The following is a 19,931-nucleotide window of genomic DNA, read 5'->3' on the forward strand; positions in this document are numbered from 1 at the left end:
CTAGAAGAAGTAGAACATTTGAGACATACATACGAATGCAAAGAACTATATAAAGATAGAAGCAAAACCATAGAGAGGGTATTTGCTGACTTGAAGGAGAAGCATGGTTTGCGATGGACAACACTAAGAGGGATAGAAAAAGTGTCCATGCAAGCGATGCTTGTTTGTGCTTGCTTTAACTTAAAGAAGATGGCAAATTGGATGTGGAAGAAGGGACAAAACGGCCCTGGAAAGGGCAAAAATTTCTTTGTATTTATAAAATATTTATCAAAAATGCTTGTAAAAATACTCAAACCCCACTTTTCGTTTTTTGAAAAGTGGGGTTTGTCGACGGTCTGGCAGCTTTAAAGGTTTTACTTTAAAGCTGTTATTTTTTTTTAAAATTGTTAATAATAAATTGTAGAATGTGGGGTGATGTAATGCGTTTTTTGGAGGTAAAAGGGAAGGAAGTGGTTTATAAAGGAAATTCTATCGGATTTGTAGATAATGCTTTAGTAAACTTTGATAAAAAGGTTATTTCATCTTTTTTAATAAAACCTAGTTATGATAAAGGAGTATATTTTATAAAAATAAATGATTTTTTTATAGAGAAGGAAAAATTTTTTGTAAAAAGGTTTTTTAAAGTAAAAAATAACATATACAAGAAAGCGGAAAAATTTTTATTAACTTCTGTTTTAGGAAAAAGCGTTTATGAAAATAATTTAAAGGACATAGGAAGCGTAGTAGATGTTATATTTGATGAAAATACGGGAATAATAAAAGCGATAATAATATCTCTTGGAATTTTTGATGATTTAGTAAATGGTAGAAAGATACATATGTTAAATAAAGATGATGTTTTAAATAGCGATAAAATAATAGTAAAAGAGGATTCTGTAGAAATTATAAATGAGATTTCAATAGTTTGAGGGATTGATATGAGACTTTATAGGGTACTTATATCTTTAGCTTATGCTCTGATTATTGTCTTGTTTTTTATAATGTCTGTATTATACTTAAGACCGTTATTATTTTCTATTTTTATAGCCTACATGTTAAACCCTATTGTTAAGTATATAAATAAGTTTATTTCAAATTATAAATTGTGTTCTTTTATTACTATTGTTTTATTCTTGGTTGTAATAGTTTTGGCGATATTTTATTTTATACCTGTTATTACAAAGGAAATTATGGACCTTATGGCAAGTGTAGGAGAATTTTCGAAGGAGTATAGAAAAATAATAGATTTTATAAATAAAATGCAGGTTCCTAATTATATTAAAAGTATGTTTAATAATGCTTTGAAAAAATTTCAGGAAAGACTTTTGATAGAGTTAAGTAAATTCATTGAAGATATTTTAAAGTTTTTGTCATATCTTCCAACCTATATACTAATACCTATTTTTGTATATTATTTTTTATCAGATGCAGATTATTTTAAAAAGTTATTAAAATGTTTAATACCCTATAATATAAGAGACAAGATGTTGGAACTTTTTAGGGATTATGAAAAAATAATAGGGAATTTTATAAAGGGTCAGGTTATTTTATCTATAATAATAACCTTTTCAACTTTAGCAGTACTTTTATTACTGAAAATAAAATATGCTTTTATAATTTCTATAATAAATGGATTTGCCAATATTATACCATATTTTGGACCTATATTAGGATTTATTCCAGCCTTTTTAGCAGCATTAACGGAATCTACTTCAAAAGCTTTAATTGTTGCTATAGCTTTTTTTATAATACAAGAAGTTGAAAGTGGGGTTATAGCTCCTAAAATATTAGAAAATACTATGGGGCTTCATCCTATATTTGTAATAATAGCTTTAATATTAGGAGGTAAGTTTTTTGGAGCATGGGGGCTTATTTTGTCCGTTCCTATATTTGCTATTATAAAGGTTACGTTTAATTATGTTGTTAATAGGCTTTATTAGAAAGTTTAGAATCTCTTGACAATGTTGTATTAATGGATATACTATTATTAGTGCAGATAAAGGTTAATATCTAAAGGCTATGAAGAGAAGGAGTACACATCCTTTCTGATTTTAGAGAGAAGGCGGTTGGTGCAAGCCTTTACAGAGGGATGTGGGAGCAGTCTCGGAGCTTCCTGCCGAATCATAGTAGGCAGAGACGGGCAATCCGTTACCTAAAAGAGTGACCTTATTGGTAATTAGGGTGGGACCGTGAAGTTAACCTTCGTCCCTTTGGGACGAGGGTTTTTTGTTAATAAGGATAAGGAGGTGTTGTTATGAACTATATGGGAGTTAATGAAATAAGAGAAAAGTATTTATCATTTTTTGAAAGCAAGGGGCATCTTAGACTTCCAAGTTTTTCTTTAATTCCTAAAAATGATAAGAGTTTGCTTTTAATTAACGCAGGTATGGCACCTTTAAAACCATATTTTACCGGACAAGAAATTCCACCAAGTAAGAGAATAACAACATGTCAGAAATGCATAAGAACTGGTGATATTGAAAGAGTTGGTAAAACTGCAAGACATGCAACTTTCTTTGAAATGCTTGGGAACTTTTCTTTTGGAGATTATTTTAAAGAAGAGGTAATACCTTGGGCATGGGAGTTTGTAACAGAGGTTTTAAAACTACCTAAAGAGAGATTATGGATAACAATTTATGAAGATGATGATGAAGCTTTTGAAATATGGAATAAAAAAGTTGGAGTTCCTGCTGAAAGAATTGTTAGAATGGGTAAAGAAGATAACTTTTGGGAAATAGGTGTTGGACCGTGTGGACCTTGTTCAGAGATATATTTTGATAGGGGAGAGGACAAGGGCTGTAGAAAGCCAACTTGTGGTATAGGATGTGATTGTGATAGATTTGTTGAGTTTTGGAATCTTGTATTTACTCAATTTGATAAAGATGAAGAAGGAAATTATCATAGATTAGAAAATCCTAATATAGATACAGGAATGGGACTCGAAAGAATAGCAACTATAATGCAGGGAGTTGACAGTATATTTGAAATAGATACTATGAAGAATATATTAAATAAAGTATGTGAAATTGCAAATTATAAATATGGCACTGATGAAAAGAAGGATGTTTCAGTTAGAGTTATAACAGATCATATAAGAAGTGTTGTATTTATGGTTTCTGATGGTGTTTTACCTTCAAATGAAGGAAGAGGATATGTTTTAAGAAGGTTATTAAGAAGAGCGGCAAGGCATGGTAAACTTCTTGGAATAAATGGTGCTTTTCTTTGGGAGATTTGTGATGTTGTTATTGAAAATTCAAAGGATGTATACAAAGAACTTGAAGAAAAAAGAGAATACATAAAAAGAATTATAAAGGTTGAAGAGGAAAGATTTGACGAAACTATAGATCAAGGAATGAATATATTAGAAGAATATATAGCTGAGCTTAAGAAAGAAAACAAAAATATATTAGATGGTGAAAAAGCCTTCAAACTCTATGATACTTACGGATTCCCAATAGAGCTTACCCTTGAAATATTACAAGAAAACGGGATGGGCGTTGACATAGATGGTTTTAATAAAGAGATGGAAATTCAAAAAGAAAGAGCAAGGTCTGCAAGAGAAGAGACAAATTATATGGGAACAGATATGGATGTTTATATGACTTTACCTGCTGAAATAAATACTGTGTTTGATGGATATAACAATACAATATCAAAAGGTAAAATATTGGTAATAGTTAAAGATGGTAACATAGTTGATTTTGCAAATGAAGGTGATAATGTTGAATTGATATTGGATAGGACTTCTTTTTATGCAGAAATGGGTGGGCAAGTTGGAGATACAGGAATAATTGAAGGAGAAGGATTCAAAGTAGAAGTAAAAGATACTAAAAAGACAGCAAATAATAAGGTTATACACATTGGTAAAGTTATAGAGGGAAGATTAGAAAAAGAAAAAGAAGTTACGACTATAGTAGATAAGGAAAGAAGAATGGATATCGCAAGAAATCATACTGCAACTCATCTTTTACACAAGGCTTTAAAGGATGTATTAGGGAATCATGTTAATCAGGCAGGTTCTTTAGTTGCTCCAGATAGATTGAGATTTGACTTTACTCATTTTGATGCGCTTTCTACAGAGGATTTAAAGAGGGTAGAAGATCTAGTAAATAGTAAAATAATGGAATCTTTAGAAGTTGAAACTGTTGAAACTACATTAGATGAAGCTAAAAAGATGGGTGCAACTGCTTTGTTTGATGAAAAATATGCTAACATTGTAAGGGTTGTTAAAGTTGGAGATTATAGCATGGAGCTTTGTGGAGGAACTCACGTTTTAAATACTTCTGTTATAGGATTATTTAAGATTACATCTGAAGGTGGAGTAGCTTCGGGAGTGAGAAGAATAGAAGCAGTAACAGGAAAAAATGCTTTAAGATATATTGAATCCCTTGAAAATATGTTAAAGGATGTTGCAGTTATATTAAAAACAAATGTAAAAGATATTCCAAGAAGGGTGGAAGTTTTAGTAAATGAATTAAAGGAAAAAGAAAGGGAAATAGATGCATTAAAATCTAAAATTGCAAAGGATGCAGCTATGAATCTTATAAATGAGGCAAAGGATGTAAAAGGAGTAAAGGTTATTACAGCTTCCTTTGATTTAGATATGGAGGCTTTAAGGGAGCTTGGTGATAAGCTAAAGGAAAAACTTGACACTTGTCTTGTTGTTTTAGCATCTACAAAGGACGATAAAGTAGGTTTTGTTGCAATGGCAACAAAGAATGCGGTATCTAAAGGAATTCATGCTGGAAATATAATAAGAGAAGTTGCAAAGATTGCAGGCGGTGGTGGTGGAGGAAGACCTGATATGGCTCAAGCTGGAGGAAAGGATAAATCAAAAGTTAAAGAAGCTCTAGATACAGTTTATGCTTTAGTAGAACAGATATTAAGTTAGACCCATTTTGGGTCTTTTTTTAAAAAATTGTCTCAATATGTTGAGTTTTCTCATAATTTATTATTAAAATAAGTTAGAAGGAGTTGATTAAACATTGATTTATTATCCTTATTTGGTATAATTATAATAAACATTGGAAATTATCTTAATGTAGTTACTTAAGAAGGGTGTGATTTATATGACTGAAGGAACAATGCAATTTAAATTTAATTTTGAAGGAAATAAAAAAGTTCAAGAGATTCTTACTGAGGTTTATAACGCATTGAAGGAAAAAGGATATAACCCTATAAATCAGCTTGTAGGATATATATTATCTGGAGATCCAACTTATATTACAAGTTACAAAAATGCACGATCTTTAATTAGAAAAATTGAAAGGGATGAACTTTTAGAAGAGCTTTTAAGATCTTATCTTGAAAGATAATGCATGCAAGGAATCTTGCATGCTAAATTTTTGTCTTAAGGAGGTTTTTATGGAATATAAAAGGCTTGGAAATACTGATTTATTTGTATCAAAGCTTTGTTTTGGAAGTTTGACTATAGGACCTTTACAAGCTAATTTGTCAATTGAAGAAGGTGCAAAAATAATTTTAAAAGCTTTTGAACTTGGAGTAAATATAGTTGATACAGCAAAACTTTATAAAACATACCCTTATATAAAAAGAGCACTAGAGCTTTTTGGTGATAAAGAAAAAATAATTATTTCAAGCAAATCCTATGATTATACGTATGATGGAATGAAAGAAAGCATAAAAGAGGCTTTAGAAGAGTTAAACGTTGAATCTTTAGGAATTTTTATGCTTCATGAACAAGAAAGTAGGCTTACTTTAAAGGGACACAAAGATGCATTGAAATGTTTAATAGATGCTAAAAAGGCAGGTATAATTAAGGCTGTTGGAATTTCAACTCATGCAGTTGAGGTTGTAGATGCCGTTTGTGATATGGAAGAGGTTGATGTAATTCATCCTATATTTAACAAAAAAGGTATTGGTATAATAGATGGAAGCATTGAGGATATGAAAGCTGCAATTAAAAAAGCTTATGAAAGTGGTAAAGGTATAATAGCTATGAAGCCTCTTGGTGGGGGGAATTTAATTAAGTATGCTGATGAAGCCTTTGACTTTGTTTTAGGTTTTCCTTATCTGCATTCTATAGCGGTGGGAATGCAAAGTTTTGATGAAGTTTATGCAAATGTTTTTAGGTTTGAAGGAAGAGAAATTGATAAGAATATAAAAGAGAAATTAAAAAATAGAAAGAGAAGACTTCATATAGAGAGTTGGTGTGAGATTTGTGGTGAATGTATAAGCCACTGCCCAAATGATGCGTTGTATATTGATGATAAGCTAAAGGTAAATGAAGATAAATGTCTTCTTTGTGGATATTGTTCTGCATATTGTAAAAATTTTTGTTTAAAAATAATCTAAGGAGGATAATTGTGAGGGTATTAGGGCTTGATGTAGGAGAAAAAAGAATTGGAATTGCAATAAGCGATCCTTTAGGTTGGACAGCTCAGAGTTTAAAAACTTTGGAAAGAAGGAATATTAAAAGCGATATTGAGGAAATAATAAAAATAATTGAACAGCATAAGGTTGAAAAATTAGTAGTTGGTCTTCCTAAAAATATGAACGGAACGATAGGGGAATCTGGACAAAAAGTTATGAATTTTTGTAATAAGTTATTGGAAAAAATAAATATAGAAATTATCTATGAAGATGAAAGGCTAACTACTATGGCAGCTGAAAAAATACTTATTGATGCTGATATTTCAAGAAAGAAGAGAAAAGGAATAGTTGATGCACTTGCGGCTACTTTTATACTTCAAACATATCTTGATAGAAATAGAAAATTATAGTTGACAAAAATTGCATTTAATTTTACAATAACAATATATTAAAAGAAATGAGGTGTTAGTTATGTCACATGAACATCATGAACATGAACATGAAAACATAGTTGTTTTAACGGATGAAAATGGAGTTGAAACAGAATTTGAAATTATAACATCACTAGAAGTTGATGATAAACTTTATTATGTGTTATATCCACTTGATTCAGAGGATGAAGAGGCAGTTGTTTTAAGGTATGAAGAGGATGAGAATGGAGAAGGAACTTTAGCAGCAATTGAAGATGATGAAGAATTCGATAAAGTTGCTAAAGCTTACGAACAATGGCTTGAAGAAGAGGATTTTGAAGAATTTGAAGATTTTGAAGATGATGAAGAATAAATTAGGCAGGCATTGAAATGCCTGCCTAATTTTTATTTGGTTTTAAGTTATGAGGTTAAGTTGTTTTTTATATTGACAATGATTTTCAATAATAATATAATAATAATGAAAGTCATTATCATTGGGAGGTAAGACCTATGACTCTTGATAAAGCTAGGGTTGGGCAAAAAATAGTAATTAAGGATATACTTGATGAAAATATAAGGGTTCAAGCTATAAGATTAGGACTTTATAAAGGAGCTAATGTGGTGTGTTCAGCTAAAATCCCTTTTGGGCCTATTATAGTAGGAAATAAGTTTCAGGAGATTGCTGTAGGAAGGGAACTTGCAAAAAAAATAGAAATAGACATAGTAAGTTAAGGAGGGATGTTATGAGCTGCTGTCAAGGTTTAAAGATAAATATTCCAAAAGGAGCTAAAAAAATTGTTCTTGCAGGCAATCCTAACGTAGGAAAATCTGTTTTTTTTAACGCTTTAACAGGAATGTATGTTGATGTTTCAAATTTCCCAGGAACAACGGTTGATATATCCCACGGCAGATTTGGAAATGATGTAGTTTTAGATACTCCAGGAGTTTATGGAGTTTCATCTTTTAATGATGAGGAAAGGGTTGCAAAGGATGTTATACTTTATGGAGATATTATATTAAATGTAGTTGATGCTTTACACTTGGATAGAGATTTGTTTTTAACTTTGCAGCTTATAGATATGGGTAAACCTATTATAGTTGCTCTTAATATGATGGATGATGTAGAAAGAAATGGAATAAAAATAGATGTAGATAAGCTTAGTAAACTTTTAGGGGTTCCTGTTATTCCAACTGTTGCAGTTAAAGGAAAAGGTATAAGTGAAGTTAAAAATCAGATATATAATGCTAAAGTTGGAAATTCTCATCCTAAAATACTAGAATATATAAAATCAATAAAGGATAAAATAGAAAATCAAAGTGAAGCTTTAATGATTCTAGAAGATGATGAAGATATGTTAAAAAAGTATGGATTAAAACCCTTTAATTTAAGAGAAGAAATTTACAGGTTAAGAAGACAAAGAGTTGATGAAATAGTTTCAGAAGTTGTATTAAGTGATTACAGTAAAAGTTCTATAAGGAATAAAATAGGATACTATATGTTAAATCCTTTAACTGGAATTCCTATACTATTTATTACTTTGTATGTTATATTTAAGGTCATAGGAGTTTTTGTTGCTGGAAATTTAGTTGAAATAACGGAAGGAACCATAATGAAAGGATACTATGAGCCGTTTATTAAAAGTGTTATATCAAAATTTGTTAAAGGAGGAGTTATTTATAATTTTCTTGTAGGAGAGTATGGAATATTAACACTAACTCCAACTTACGTTTTAGGACTTTTGATGCCTCTTGTAGTGGCTTTTTATTTCTTTATGTCTTTACTTGAAGATTCAGGTTATCTTCCAAGAATAGCAGCTCTTACAGATAGAGTGCTATCCTTCTTTGGATTAAATGGAAGGGCTATAATTCCAATAATATTGGGATTTGGATGCATAACTATGGCTACTATAACTACAAGGCTTTTAGGAACAAGAAAAGAAAAGATAATAGCAACAGCGCTTTTAGGGTTAACTATACCTTGTTCTGCTCAGCTTGGTGTTATAGCTGGAATGATTGCACCTTTAGGAGTTAAGTATGTATTGATTTATTTAATTACTATTGTTTCTGTTTTTGTTATTACAGGAACTACTTTAAATAAAATATTGCCCGGAGAATCTTCACATCTTTTTATTGATTTGCCTCCTGTTAGAATTCCAAGGATTTTAAATGTATTAAAAAAGACGTATTCTAAGACTTTAATGTTTTTAAAGGAAGCAACTCCTTTATTTGCTTTAGGAGCTTTTATTATAACGCTTTTAAATGAAACCAATTTACTTAATTATATTCAAATACTTTTTGCACCTTTTACACAAAATATACTAAAGCTTCCTAAAGAGGCTACAAATGCTTTTATAATGGGTATAATAAGAAGAGATTTTGGCGCAGCAGGTCTTACAGAACTTGCTTTAAATAAAGAACAAACGGTAATTGCTTTGGTTACCATAACTTTGTTTGTGCCTTGTATAGCTTCTATTATGGTTATGTTTAAAGAAAGAAGCAAGCAAGAAGCTATAGCTATTTGGTTAGGAAGTTTTATAATTGCTTTTTTAGTAGGCGGAATTTTGGCTTTTATTTTACTTTAATTAGAAGGTGATAATATGGAAATAAAATGTCCAACCTGCGGTTATATAGTTAAAGACTCTATGATATGTCCAAGATGTAGAACAAAACTTATATCATGTCTAGGTTGCAGTGGTAATTGTTTAAAGTGCAAGCTCAGGAAGGATAAAAATTAATATTGATGTTACTTGACAATATACAAATAGTGCATGTAAAATTTAACTAATGAAAATATTTTTCATTGGGGTGCATATGTGGTATGATGACAAAGGAAGAAACAGAAAAGTTTAAGCAGGAACTTAAGGAAAGAGGTTATAAATTAACACCTCAAAGAAGGGCAATTTTAAACGTCATAATAGAAAACGAAGGAAGGCACTTGTCACCAGAGGAAATATATGAATTTGTAAAAAAAGAATGTCCAGAAATAGGATTAGCTACAGTCTATAGAACAGTTCAATTGCTTGAAAAAATGGGTGTTCTTTATAGGATGAATTTTGATGATGGTGTAAGTAGATATGAACTTGTTAAAAACACCGCTGATCACCAACATCACCATCTTGTATGTTTAAAATGTGGAAGTATTGAGGAAGTAGAAGATGATCTTTTAGAGGTTTTAGAAGACAAAATAGCTCAAAAATATGATTTTTTTATAAAAAATCATGATGTAAAGTTTTATGGTTTTTGTAAAAAATGTAGAAAATAATGCATGAGAATTGCTTTTAGCAATTCTTCATGCTTTATTTTTTAAATTACATATATATTTTGTTTTTTGTGGTAAAATACAAGTAGAAGTGTTTGGCTTAACAAAGGAGGGAATATGATTGACAAAAAATAAAATAAAGGTTGTTCCGTTAGGTGGAGTAAATGAAATAGGAAAAAATATGACGATGATAGAATATAAGAATGAAATTATAGTTATAGATTGTGGTTTAATGTTTCCTGAGGAAGAGATGTTTGGAATAGATGTGGTAATTCCTGATGTTACATATCTTGTTAAAAATAAAGAAAAAGTCAAAGGAATATTTTTAACCCATGGACATGAAGACCATATAGGAGGACTTCCTTATATTTTAAAGCAGCTTAATGTTCCAGTTTATGGGACTATGCTGACTTTGGGTATTGTTCAAACGAGGTTAAAGGATCATGGAATTCTAAGTTCTGTGGATCTTAGAGTGGTAAAAGCAGGAGAAGTTGTAGAGCTTGAAAATATGAAGGTAGAATTTATTAAAAATTGTCATAGTATAGCTGATTCATGCTCTCTTGCAATTCATACCGAACTTGGCGTTATAGTTCATACTGGGGATTTTAAAATAGACTATACTCCTATAGATGGAGTTACTATGGATCTTGCAAGATTTGCAGAACTTGGGAAAAAGGGAGTTTTACTTTTACTGGCTGATAGCACAAATGTTGAAAGACCGGGATATACCATGTCAGAAAGAGTTGTTGGAGAAACTTTCGATAATATATTTTCAGAAGCTTCAGGTAGAATAATAGTTGCAACGTTTGCTTCGAATGTTCATAGAATTCAGCAAATAATAAATTCTGCCTATAAGTTTAATAGAAAAGTTGCTGTGTCAGGAAGAAGCGTTGAAACTATATTAGAAGTTGCATATTCGTTAGGATATTTAAATATACCAGAAGGTTTACTGATAAGCATAGATGATATTAATAAATATAATGATAGACAAATAGTTATTATAACTACTGGAAGTCAAGGAGAGCCTATGTCGGCTCTTGCTAGAATGTCTACATCTGAACATAAAAAGGTGGAAATTAAAGAAGGAGACCTTGTTATAATTTCAGCAACTCCAATACCTGGTAATGAAAAGCTTATTTCAAGAGTTATAAATCAACTATTTAAAAAAGGAGCTAATGTATATTATCAATCTCTTGCAGATGTTCATGTATCAGGGCATGCTTGCCAAGAGGAGTTAAAACTTATTCATACTTTAACAAAGCCTAAGTATTTTATGCCAGTTCATGGAGAATTTAGACATTTAAAACAACATGCTTTCTTGGCTGAAAAATTAGGAATGGAGAAGTCAAATATATTTATAGCTGAAATAGGACAGGTTCTTGAAATAACTAAGGAAGGTGCAAAGCTTAATGGAAGTATTCCAGCAGGTCAAGTTTTAGTTGATGGACTTGGGGTTGGAGATGTTGGAAGTATTGTTTTAAGGGATAGAAAACATTTATCTCAAGATGGAATATTGACGGTTGTTGTAACCATAGATAAATCAAACGGCAAAATCCTTGCAGGACCAGATATTATTTCAAGAGGATTTGTTTATGTTAGAGAATCAGAAGATTTGATAGAGGAGGCTAAGAAGCTAGTTAAAAAGGCAATAGATGAATGTTTAAGTAAGCAGGTTACGGAATGGGCAACAATTAAAGCTAATGTAAGGGATGTTTTAAGGGACTTTTTATACGAAAAAACAAAACGAAAACCTATGATATTACCTATTATAATGGAAATTTAATAAGGGGGTGGGTCTATGTATATTTATGACAAAGTTTATGAGTTTGCAAGGGAACTTAAAAATGCTCCTGAGGTAGTTAATTATAAAAGAGCACTTGAAAAAATCAATGCTAATGAAAAGCATAAAAAGATGGTTGAAGATTTAAGAAAAATGCAATTTGAGATTTATTCAATGCAACTTCAAGGAAAACAACCATCAAAAGAGCAAATGGAGGCTTTTGAAAATATCTCAAATATTATAAGTTTAAACCCTGAAGTAAAAGAATTTTTAGAAGCTGAAATGAGGTTTTTAACTTTATGGCAGGATATTTTTAAAATAATAACTGATACTATAGGAATTAATATAAATCCTAACTTATAATGGAGGGTATTATGGATAAGAATAGAATAAAATATTTAACAAAAGCGGGTATTATAGCTGCTATCTATGCTGTTTTAACTATTTTTCTAATGCCTATATCCTATGGGCCAGTTCAATTTAGGATATCAGAAGCCCTAACTGTTTTACCTTTTGTTGAGCCTGCTGCAATTTGGGGGCTTTTTATAGGATGTATTTTTGCTAACTACTTTGGAGGTCTTGGATGGGTGGATATAGTTTTTGGAAGTTTGACTACCCTTGTTGCGGCTTATCTTACTTCAAAGATGCCAAATAAGTACTTAGCTGTTTTGCCGCCCATATTTTTAAATGCATTTGTTGTAGCAATTTGGGTTCAACAGTTTATAGGACAAGAAGTTAAGATAAAAGGATTAAGTCCGTATTGGATTACGGTAGGAACTATTGGATTTGGAGAGTTTGTAACTGCGGGTATACTTGGGATTATGTTGCTTACAATATATGAAAGAATACAAAAATAGCACTTTATTCAGCTAAGCTGAATAAAGTGCTATTTTTGCGCTTGAGGAAAACATTATAAAGTGTTATAATTTTGTAGGTTAAAAAACAACAAGATTCTACAAAATATTTCTACATGATTTGTGATAAAATAAATTGAGAATATTTTATGTTGCTGGAGGGAAAAATGAGTGCAATTGTTTATGATTATATTGAAGAGTATATAAGAAATTTAATTCCTGAGAGCAAAGGGATTTTGAAGGAGCTAGAGGAGTATGCCAAGAATAATAAAGTTCCTATTATTCATAAGGAAGTTGGTCAGCTGCTTAGGATATTGATAAGGCTTCATGGTATTAAGAATATTCTTGAAGTTGGAACTGCAATAGGATATTCTTCTATACTAATGGCTGATGCAGCAGGAGATTGCAAAATAGTTACTATTGAGCGAGATGAAGATATGGTAAATAAAGCAGTGGATAATATAAGAAAAGCTAACATGGAGGATAAGATACAGGTACTAAAGGGAGATGCCCTTGAGGTATTAAAAAGTTTGGAGGGAAGTTTTGATTTAATTTTTTTGGATGCAGCTAAGGGACATTACATACATTTTCTTCCAGAATGTTTAAGGTTGTTAAAAAAAGGAGGACTTTTGATTTCTGATAACGTACTTTTTAGAGGCATGATTGCAACAAACGACCTAGTTAAAAGAAGAAAAATAACAATTGTAAAAAGGCTTAGAAAATATTTAAGCGATATTTCTAATAATCCAGTTTTAGAGACGGTTGTTCTTCCTTTAGGAGATGGTGTTGCTATTACTTTAAAGAGATAGGAGGTGCAAAATGAAATTAGAGCTTTTAGCTCCTGCTGGAAATTTAGAAAAGCTTAAAGTTGCTGTTCTTTATGGAGCTGATGCTGTATATATTGGTGGGGAAGCTTACAGCCTAAGAGCAATGGCAGATAACTTTGATATAGATACTATGAAAGAAGCATTAGAGTTTGCACATAAGCATGGAGTTAAGGTTTATGTAACGGTTAATATATTTGCCCATAATGATGATTTAAAGGGTATTCCTAGTTATGTAAAATCTTTAAGTGAAATAGGTGTTGATGCTATAATAGTATCTGATCCAGGGGTTTTTTCTATAGTTAAGGAAGTTGCACCTGACATGGAGGTTCACATTAGCACTCAAGCTAATAATACAAATTACAAAACCTGTGAGTTTTGGTATAAACTTGGAGCAAAAAGGGTAGTTTTAGCAAGGGAACTTTCGTTAAAGGAGATAAAAGAAATAAGACAAAAAACTCCAAAGGATTTAGAGCTTGAAGCTTTTGTTCATGGGGCTATGTGTATATCTTATTCGGGAAGATGTTTATTATCTAATTATATGACTTATAGAGATGCAAACAGGGGAGCTTGTGCCCATCCTTGTAGGTATAAATATTATTTAGTTGAAGAAAAAAGACCTGGACAATATTTTCCAGTTTTTGAAGATGAAAGGGGAACATATATATTAAATTCTCACGATTTGTGTATGATAGAATATATTCCTGAGCTTGTTGAAAGTGGGATTACAAGTTTTAAAATAGAAGGAAGAATGAAAAGTTCTTATTATGTTGCGACGGTTGTTAAAGCATACAGGCAAGCAATAGATGCTTATTTAAAGGATAAAGAAAATTATAAATTTAATCCTAAGTGGCTTGAAGAAGTTTCAAAGGCAAGCCATAGGGAATTTTCAACAGGCTTTTATTTTGGTAAACCTCAAAAGCAGATTTATTCAACATCTTCATATATTAGGACCCATGATGTTGTGGGAATTGTTGTTGATTATGACGAAGAAAATAACATTGCAACTATTGAGCAAAGAAATAAAATTTTTAAAGGGGATACTGTTGAAGTATTAACTTATAAAGGTGAAAATTTTAAAATAACTTTGGATTATATGTGGAATTTGGAGGGAGAGGAGATTGACTCTACTCCACATCCACAGATGATATATAAAATAAAAACAAATAAAAAATTAAATCCATATGATATGCTAGTTAAGGAGAAAGGGGATAAAGATGAATAGACCTATTTTAATTGGTATTGCAGGAGGAACTGGTTCTGGAAAAAGTACTGTTGCAAATGAGATTTTTAAAAGCTTACCAGGAGAAAGCATAGCAGTAATCGAGCAGGATTCATATTATAAGGATCAAAGCCATCTAACTTTAGAGGAAAGAAAAAAGACAAATTATGATCATCCAGATGCTTTTGATACTGAGCTTTTGATTAAACACTTAAAGATGCTTTTAAACGGTGAAGCTATTGAAAAACCTTTATATGACTTTGAAATTTACACGCGCAAAAAAGAAACTGTAAGGATAGAGCCAAAGGATATAATTATTTTAGAAGGCATACTTATTTTAGCAGAACCTGAGATAAGAAATTTATTAGATATTAAGATTTTTGTGGATACTGATGCTGATGTTAGAATTATAAGAAGAATTCAAAGGGATATAAAGGAAAGAGGAAGAACAGTAGAATCTGTTATTGAGCAATATATGAATGTTGTTCGCCCAATGCACATGCAGTTTGTAGAGCCAACTAAAAGATATGCTGATATAATAATTCCAGAAGGTGGATACAACAAGGTAGCTATAGATATTTTAATAGCAAAAATTAAACAAATTTTATCTAAAAATAAGTAACAAAAACCCCCTAGTTGGCATATTATAATACATAGCCAACTGGGGGGTGAACTTTTGTTGATTGACATTATTATTTTGATTATTGAAACAACGAGAAACTTTATAGGTTATTTAACTAATGGAAAATCGTTTCCTCAACCTCTTTCTGAAGAAGAAGAGAGGGAGTTGTTTTTAGCATATAAAAATGGAGATCAAAATGCTAAAAATGAACTTATTACAAGGAACCTAAGATTAGTTGCTCATATAATAAAAAAGTTTAATCCTAGTCCTAAAGATGCTGATGATTTAATATCTATAGGAACTGTAGGGCTTATTAAGGCCATTGAAACTTTTGATAAATCAAAGGGAAATAGATTTGCAACCTATGCGGCAAGGTGTATAGAAAATGAAATTTTAATGTATGTAAGAAGTTCTAAAAAATCTAAATCTGAAGTTTACCTTCAAGATCCTATAGGAGTTGATAAGGAAGGGAATGAAATTTGTCTTATAGATGTATTAGGAACAGATAGCGAAAAGATAGTTGATGAAGTTGATAATAAAATATCTACAAGGAAATTAAAATCCCTTTTAAATAAAGTTTTAGATGAAAAAGAAAAAATCATAATAGAGCTTAGATATGGAATATCTGGCGAACCTTTAACTCAAAGGGAGATTGCAAAAATTCTTGGAATATCAAGGTCCTATGTATCGCGAATAGAAAAAAAAGCTTTAAAAAAGTTGGCTAAGGCTATGAAGATTTAAGTGCATTTCAGTAATCTGAAATGCACTTTTTATAATTTTTTGATATAATTAATGTTATTGTAAGGAAAAATTTTATAAAGAGGTGAGGTATGTTTAATAGATTAAAACCGGATTATTATGTGCCAAGCATTTATTCGATTGATTTTGATAAGTTAAAACAAAAGGGTATAAAATCTTTAATAATAGATATAGATAACACTTTAATGCCTTGGGGAGCTAAACAGGCTGATGATAACGTAAAGATTTTAATTGATAGTCTTTTTAAAAGAGGTTTTAAAATTTGTTTACTGTCTAATAGTTCAAAAAGAAGAATTAAAAAATTTATAGGTAATATTAAAATTGAGTATTATTCTGGAATAGGTATAAAACCTATGAAAAGGATGTTTAAAGGAGCTTTGAATATTTTAAATTCCTTACCAGGCGAGGTATGTTGTATTGGAGATCAGATTTTTACTGATATTTTAGGGGCAAAAAGGTGTGGAATAAGAACTATATTAGTTGATCCTATTTTTAAAAAGGAATTTATTGCTACTAGATATTTAAGAAGATTAGAAGATAAAATAAGAAAAAATCTAAATTATTCAAAGGAGATAATGAAGTATGAATAATATTTTTGGACTTTTAGGTAAAAAACTTTCCCATAGCAAATCTCCGGAGATTCATTTTGCTATTTTAAATGAACTGAAAATAAAAGGTGGATATTATATTTTTGAAGTAGATGAAATAAATCTAAAAAAAGCTTTTGAAGCTTTTAAGGTTTTAAAGGTTAAGGGAATTAATGTCACTATTCCATATAAGATAAAAGTAATGGAATTTTTAGATGATTTATCCTATGAAGCAAGGCTTATAGGTTCAGTCAATACGATAAAATTTAAAGATGGATATGCAATAGGATATAACACAGACTATTATGGTTTTAAATATTCTCTTGAAAGGTATGGAATAGAGGGAAAAAATAAAACTGTTTGTGTTTTAGGCTCTGGAGGTGCTGCAAGGTCTGTTATTCAAGTTTTTAAGGATTTAAATGCAAGGGAGATTGTTGTTGTAACAAGACAAAAAAATGGAAAAGTTATTGATGGCGTAAAGGTTATAGATTATGAGGATGTTTCTAGTTTTAAAGGAGCTGATATTTTAGTTAATTGTACTCCTTTAGGTATGTATCCAGATGTTAATTTTTCACCCTTAGATAAAAAAGATATAATTAAATTTGAAAAGGTATTCGATTTAATCTATAATCCTAGCGAGACTCTTTTAATGAAGTATGCCAAGGAATTTAATATTCCTTGTTATAATGGATTTTATATGTTACTTTTACAAGCTATTAAATCTCAAGAAATTTGGAATGAAATTTATATAAGTGATGAATTTGTAGATCGCATAATTAAAAATGTTAACATATATGTTTAAAACTACAAAAAACCTGTAAAAATTATTAATGAAAAATTTTTACAGGTGGTATGTATGGAATTTCAATTTGGATATGATGATTTTATTAGTTTAGATTTATTTTATTTTGATTCAACAAATCATGATTTTATAAAGAATAATATTTATCCTATTTATGAAAATAGCCAAAGAATTATTTTAGGCATAAATGAGAATTCTAATCTAGATTTTTTAAGGAACATAGAAAGCAATTTAGAAAAGGAGATAATAAAGTTAAAGGTTAAGAATAAATATAACCGTTTAGATCTTTCTTCAGCCTCCAACCTTTTAAATTGGATTATTGAATATGCTACAAAGCTTGAAGCTAGCGATATTCATATAGAACCTTTTGAAAAATATGTTAGAATAAGATACAGAATAGATGGAGAGTTAAGTGAAATTATAAGGATATCTTATGATGCTTATAATTTGATAATTAATAGAATAAAACTTTTAGCAAATATGGATATTGCAGAGAAGAGATTGCCCCTTGATGGTAAAATAATTTGGGAAATAGAAGGAATTAAATATGACCTTAGAATTTCTACTGTTCCAACTTACTATGCAGAAAAGATGGTTATTAGAATTTTGTATAGAAATAATGCTTTTATTGAAAAAAATGAGATTGGAATGTTAAAGGAACATTTAGAAATTTTAAATAGGGCCTTAAAAAGAAAAAGAGGTGTGATACTAATCACGGGTCCTACAGGAAGTGGAAAGTCTACAACGCTTTATTCTATATTAACAATGTTAAATAAAGAAAGTTTAAATATTTTAACTATTGAAGATCCTGTTGAATATATAATAGAAGGGATTAACCAGATAAATGTTAATTATAAGGTAGATTTAAATTTTTCAAATGGACTTAGGGCTATTTTAAGACAAGATCCTGATGTTATAATGATTGGAGAGATAAGAGATAAAGAAACAGCAGAGATAGCTATAAGAGCTGGAGTTACGGGACATTTAGTTTTATCAACATTTCATACTAACGATTGTTTTTCAACAATAACTAGACTTTTAGATATGGGAATTGAACCATTTTTAATTGGAGCGTCATTAAATTTAATAATATCTCAAAGATTAGTAAGAACTATTTGTCCGTATTGTAAAGAAAAATATTATCCATCAGAATTTGAAAAAAGTTTTCTTGAAATAGATGATGGTATTTTTAAAGGCAAAGGCTGTAGCAGGTGTAATTATACTGGCTATAAGGGAAGGACAGGTATTTTTGAAGTTTTAGAGATAAATGAAAAACATAGAGAAATTATTATGAAGGACTTTAATGAAGATAGAATTAGAAAATTAAATGATTTTAAAACTTTAAAGGAACATTGTAGGATATTAGTTAAAAAAGGTGTTACAACCTTTGAAGAATATATGAAAGTATCATATCTATTTATGTAAGGGGGAATGAATTTTGTTCAATTTTGATGATTTACTAAAAAAAGCAGTTGAACTTGAAGCATCGGATATACATTTAACTGTTGGTATCCCTCCTACATTTAGAATAAATGGGAAGCTTCAGCAAATAGGAGATAAAAAGTTAACATCAGATGATACAAGGATGTTTGTAGAACATGTTTTAAATGAATCTCAATATGAATTATATAATGAAAAAGGAGAAATAGATTTATCTTATTCTTTACAAGGAATTGGAAGATTTAGAATAAACATCTTTAAACAAAGAGGAAGTGATGCATTAGCTATTAGAAATGTTCCTCTACAAGTTCCTACTTTGGAAAAACTTGATATGCCTAAAGTTATAAAGGAACTTTGTACAAAGACAAGAGGACTTATTTTAGTTACAGGTCCTGCAGGAAGTGGAAAATCTACTACATTAGCTGCAATGATAAATGAAATAAATAATTTAAGAAATTGCCATATTATTACTCTTGAAGATCCTATTGAATATTTACATAAACATAAAAAAAGTATAGTAAATCAAAGAGAGGTAGGATATGATACAAAATCCTATGCTAGTGCTTTAAAAGCAGCGTTAAGGGAGGATCCAGATGTTATTTTGGTAGGAGAGATGAGAGATTTAGAAACTATATCTATTGCTTTAACTGCAGCAGAGACAGGACATCTTGTTCTTTCAACTTTACATACAATTGGTGCTTCAAAGACCATAGATAGGATTGTAGATGTGTTTCCGCCTCATCAACAACAGCAGATAAAGATACAATTAGCTTCAGTGTTAGAAGGAATTATTTCTCAGCAGCTTATTCCTCGTTCAGATGGAGTAGGAAGAGTATGTGCTATGGAAATTATGATAACCACTCCAGCTGTTAGAAACTTAATAAGAGAAGGAAAAACTCATCAAATCGATTCAATTATTCAAACAGGTGGAAAATATGGTATGAAAACCATGGATACATCTTTAGTTGAGTTATATAAAAAAGGATTAATAACGCAAGAAGATGCTTTAGCTTTTGCTGTAGATAAGGATATAATGGAGAGACTTATGAGACTTTAAAGA

General features: G+C 30.3%; 23 protein-coding genes and 1 other annotated feature. All 23 genes read left to right on the top strand.

The features are described 5' to 3' along the window. The coding region (locus tag C4R78_RS05185) for a transposase (protein ID WP_146057668.1) at positions 1-348 on the top strand (348 nt) is incomplete at its 5' end. Between the two features lie 71 nt (positions 349-419). Continuing rightward, complete coding sequence (locus C4R78_RS05190; protein WP_159945831.1) at positions 420-908, top strand: PRC-barrel domain-containing protein; 489 nt, start codon at positions 420-422, stop codon at positions 906-908. A gap of 9 nt (positions 909-917) precedes the next feature. Next, on the top strand, positions 918-1,919 hold the full coding sequence (locus C4R78_RS05195) for an AI-2E family transporter (protein ID WP_103896034.1): 1,002 nt from the start codon (positions 918-920) through the stop codon (positions 1,917-1,919). A 70-nt stretch (positions 1,920-1,989) separates the two neighbouring features. Then, positions 1,990-2,192: a binding site (T-box leader), on the top strand. Positions 2,193-2,233: 41 nt separating this feature from the next. Beyond that, positions 2,234-4,870, top strand: coding sequence for an alanine--tRNA ligase (gene alaS / locus C4R78_RS05200; RefSeq protein WP_103896035.1), 2,637 nt, complete (start codon positions 2,234-2,236; stop codon positions 4,868-4,870). A gap of 178 nt (positions 4,871-5,048) precedes the next feature. Further along, positions 5,049-5,294 (top strand): IreB family regulatory phosphoprotein, encoded by a 246-nt coding sequence (locus C4R78_RS05205; RefSeq protein WP_103896036.1) that lies wholly within the window; start codon positions 5,049-5,051, stop codon positions 5,292-5,294. Positions 5,295-5,343: 49 nt separating this feature from the next. Beyond that, positions 5,344-6,294, top strand: coding sequence for an aldo/keto reductase (locus C4R78_RS05210; RefSeq protein ID WP_103896037.1), 951 nt, complete (start codon positions 5,344-5,346; stop codon positions 6,292-6,294). Between the two features lie 11 nt (positions 6,295-6,305). Next, entirely contained in the window at positions 6,306-6,722 is a 417-nt protein-coding gene (gene ruvX / locus C4R78_RS05215; protein ID WP_103896038.1) for a Holliday junction resolvase RuvX, read from the top strand. Between the two features lie 61 nt (positions 6,723-6,783). After that, complete coding sequence (locus tag C4R78_RS05220) at positions 6,784-7,095, top strand: DUF1292 domain-containing protein (RefSeq protein ID WP_103896039.1); 312 nt, start codon at positions 6,784-6,786, stop codon at positions 7,093-7,095. A 137-nt stretch (positions 7,096-7,232) separates the two neighbouring features. Continuing rightward, entirely contained in the window at positions 7,233-7,454 is a 222-nt protein-coding gene (locus tag C4R78_RS05225; RefSeq protein WP_103896040.1) for a FeoA family protein, read from the top strand. Between the two features lie 11 nt (positions 7,455-7,465). After that, positions 7,466-9,304: a ferrous iron transport protein B gene (gene feoB, locus C4R78_RS05230; RefSeq protein ID WP_103896041.1), complete on the top strand. Its 1,839-nt coding sequence runs from the start codon at positions 7,466-7,468 to the stop codon at positions 9,302-9,304. A 15-nt stretch (positions 9,305-9,319) separates the two neighbouring features. Then, positions 9,320-9,457: a hypothetical protein gene (locus C4R78_RS09400; protein WP_159945833.1), complete on the top strand. Its 138-nt coding sequence runs from the start codon at positions 9,320-9,322 to the stop codon at positions 9,455-9,457. Positions 9,458-9,540: 83 nt separating this feature from the next. Continuing rightward, positions 9,541-9,984, top strand: coding sequence for a Fur family transcriptional regulator (locus tag C4R78_RS05235; protein WP_103896042.1), 444 nt, complete (start codon positions 9,541-9,543; stop codon positions 9,982-9,984). Between the two features lie 118 nt (positions 9,985-10,102). Further along, on the top strand, positions 10,103-11,764 hold the full coding sequence (locus C4R78_RS05240) for a ribonuclease J (protein ID WP_103896043.1): 1,662 nt from the start codon (positions 10,103-10,105) through the stop codon (positions 11,762-11,764). A gap of 15 nt (positions 11,765-11,779) precedes the next feature. Then, on the top strand, positions 11,780-12,124 hold the full coding sequence (locus tag C4R78_RS05245; protein WP_103896044.1) for a YlbF/YmcA family competence regulator: 345 nt from the start codon (positions 11,780-11,782) through the stop codon (positions 12,122-12,124). Positions 12,125-12,135: 11 nt separating this feature from the next. Further along, complete coding sequence (locus C4R78_RS05250; RefSeq protein ID WP_103896045.1) at positions 12,136-12,618, top strand: QueT transporter family protein; 483 nt, start codon at positions 12,136-12,138, stop codon at positions 12,616-12,618. Between the two features lie 164 nt (positions 12,619-12,782). Next, entirely contained in the window at positions 12,783-13,424 is a 642-nt protein-coding gene (locus C4R78_RS05255) for an O-methyltransferase (protein ID WP_103896046.1), read from the top strand. 10 nt (positions 13,425-13,434) lie between these two features. Further along, complete coding sequence (locus C4R78_RS05260; protein ID WP_103896047.1) at positions 13,435-14,664, top strand: peptidase U32 family protein; 1,230 nt, start codon at positions 13,435-13,437, stop codon at positions 14,662-14,664. Further along, on the top strand, positions 14,657-15,283 hold the full coding sequence (gene udk / locus C4R78_RS05265; protein WP_103896048.1) for a uridine kinase: 627 nt from the start codon (positions 14,657-14,659) through the stop codon (positions 15,281-15,283). Before C4R78_RS05260 ends, udk begins: the two co-directional genes overlap by 8 nt. A gap of 57 nt (positions 15,284-15,340) precedes the next feature. Then, entirely contained in the window at positions 15,341-16,024 is a 684-nt protein-coding gene (gene sigK, locus C4R78_RS05270) for an RNA polymerase sporulation sigma factor SigK (RefSeq protein WP_103896097.1), read from the top strand. An 89-nt stretch (positions 16,025-16,113) separates the two neighbouring features. Then, entirely contained in the window at positions 16,114-16,632 is a 519-nt protein-coding gene (locus C4R78_RS05275) for a YqeG family HAD IIIA-type phosphatase (RefSeq protein WP_103896049.1), read from the top strand. Then, positions 16,625-17,431: a shikimate dehydrogenase gene (gene aroE / locus C4R78_RS05280; protein WP_103896050.1), complete on the top strand. Its 807-nt coding sequence runs from the start codon at positions 16,625-16,627 to the stop codon at positions 17,429-17,431. Before C4R78_RS05275 ends, aroE begins: the two co-directional genes overlap by 8 nt. Positions 17,432-17,485: 54 nt before the next feature. Then, entirely contained in the window at positions 17,486-18,856 is a 1,371-nt protein-coding gene (locus tag C4R78_RS05285) for a GspE/PulE family protein (RefSeq protein ID WP_103896051.1), read from the top strand. Between the two features lie 13 nt (positions 18,857-18,869). Continuing rightward, positions 18,870-19,928 (top strand): type IV pilus twitching motility protein PilT, encoded by a 1,059-nt coding sequence (locus C4R78_RS05290; protein WP_103896052.1) that lies wholly within the window; start codon positions 18,870-18,872, stop codon positions 19,926-19,928. Positions 19,929-19,931: the final 3 nt, after the last annotated feature.

The organism is Caloramator fervidus (assembly GCF_900108045.1).
Classification (GTDB): Bacteria; Bacillota; Clostridia; order Clostridiales; family Caloramatoraceae; genus Caloramator; species Caloramator fervidus.

What these genes read in the sequence shown, in the direction of transcription:
- C4R78_RS09400 (WP_159945833.1), top strand. Translation starts at nt 9,320, where the DNA reads ATGGAAATAAAATGTCCAACCTGCGGTTATATAGTTAAAGACTCTATG.
- C4R78_RS05195 (WP_103896034.1), top strand. Translation starts at nt 918, where the DNA reads ATGAGACTTTATAGGGTACTTATATCTTTAGCTTATGCTCTGATTATT.
- feoB (WP_103896041.1), top strand. Translation starts at nt 7,466, where the DNA reads ATGAGCTGCTGTCAAGGTTTAAAGATAAATATTCCAAAAGGAGCTAAA.
- C4R78_RS05205 (WP_103896036.1), top strand. Translation starts at nt 5,049, where the DNA reads ATGACTGAAGGAACAATGCAATTTAAATTTAATTTTGAAGGAAATAAA.
- aroE (WP_103896050.1), top strand. Translation starts at nt 16,625, where the DNA reads ATGAATAATATTTTTGGACTTTTAGGTAAAAAACTTTCCCATAGCAAA.
- C4R78_RS05235 (WP_103896042.1), top strand. Translation starts at nt 9,541, where the DNA reads ATGATGACAAAGGAAGAAACAGAAAAGTTTAAGCAGGAACTTAAGGAA.
- C4R78_RS05225 (WP_103896040.1), top strand. Translation starts at nt 7,233, where the DNA reads ATGACTCTTGATAAAGCTAGGGTTGGGCAAAAAATAGTAATTAAGGAT.
- C4R78_RS05255 (WP_103896046.1), top strand. Translation starts at nt 12,783, where the DNA reads ATGAGTGCAATTGTTTATGATTATATTGAAGAGTATATAAGAAATTTA.
- C4R78_RS05250 (WP_103896045.1), top strand. Translation starts at nt 12,136, where the DNA reads ATGGATAAGAATAGAATAAAATATTTAACAAAAGCGGGTATTATAGCT.
- C4R78_RS05285 (WP_103896051.1), top strand. Translation starts at nt 17,486, where the DNA reads ATGGAATTTCAATTTGGATATGATGATTTTATTAGTTTAGATTTATTT.
- C4R78_RS05275 (WP_103896049.1), top strand. Translation starts at nt 16,114, where the DNA reads ATGTTTAATAGATTAAAACCGGATTATTATGTGCCAAGCATTTATTCG.
- udk (WP_103896048.1), top strand. Translation starts at nt 14,657, where the DNA reads ATGAATAGACCTATTTTAATTGGTATTGCAGGAGGAACTGGTTCTGGA.
- C4R78_RS05210 (WP_103896037.1), top strand. Translation starts at nt 5,344, where the DNA reads ATGGAATATAAAAGGCTTGGAAATACTGATTTATTTGTATCAAAGCTT.
- C4R78_RS05190 (WP_159945831.1), top strand. Translation starts at nt 420, where the DNA reads ATGCGTTTTTTGGAGGTAAAAGGGAAGGAAGTGGTTTATAAAGGAAAT.
- C4R78_RS05260 (WP_103896047.1), top strand. Translation starts at nt 13,435, where the DNA reads ATGAAATTAGAGCTTTTAGCTCCTGCTGGAAATTTAGAAAAGCTTAAA.
- C4R78_RS05220 (WP_103896039.1), top strand. Translation starts at nt 6,784, where the DNA reads ATGTCACATGAACATCATGAACATGAACATGAAAACATAGTTGTTTTA.
- C4R78_RS05245 (WP_103896044.1), top strand. Translation starts at nt 11,780, where the DNA reads ATGTATATTTATGACAAAGTTTATGAGTTTGCAAGGGAACTTAAAAAT.
- alaS (WP_103896035.1), top strand. Translation starts at nt 2,234, where the DNA reads ATGAACTATATGGGAGTTAATGAAATAAGAGAAAAGTATTTATCATTT.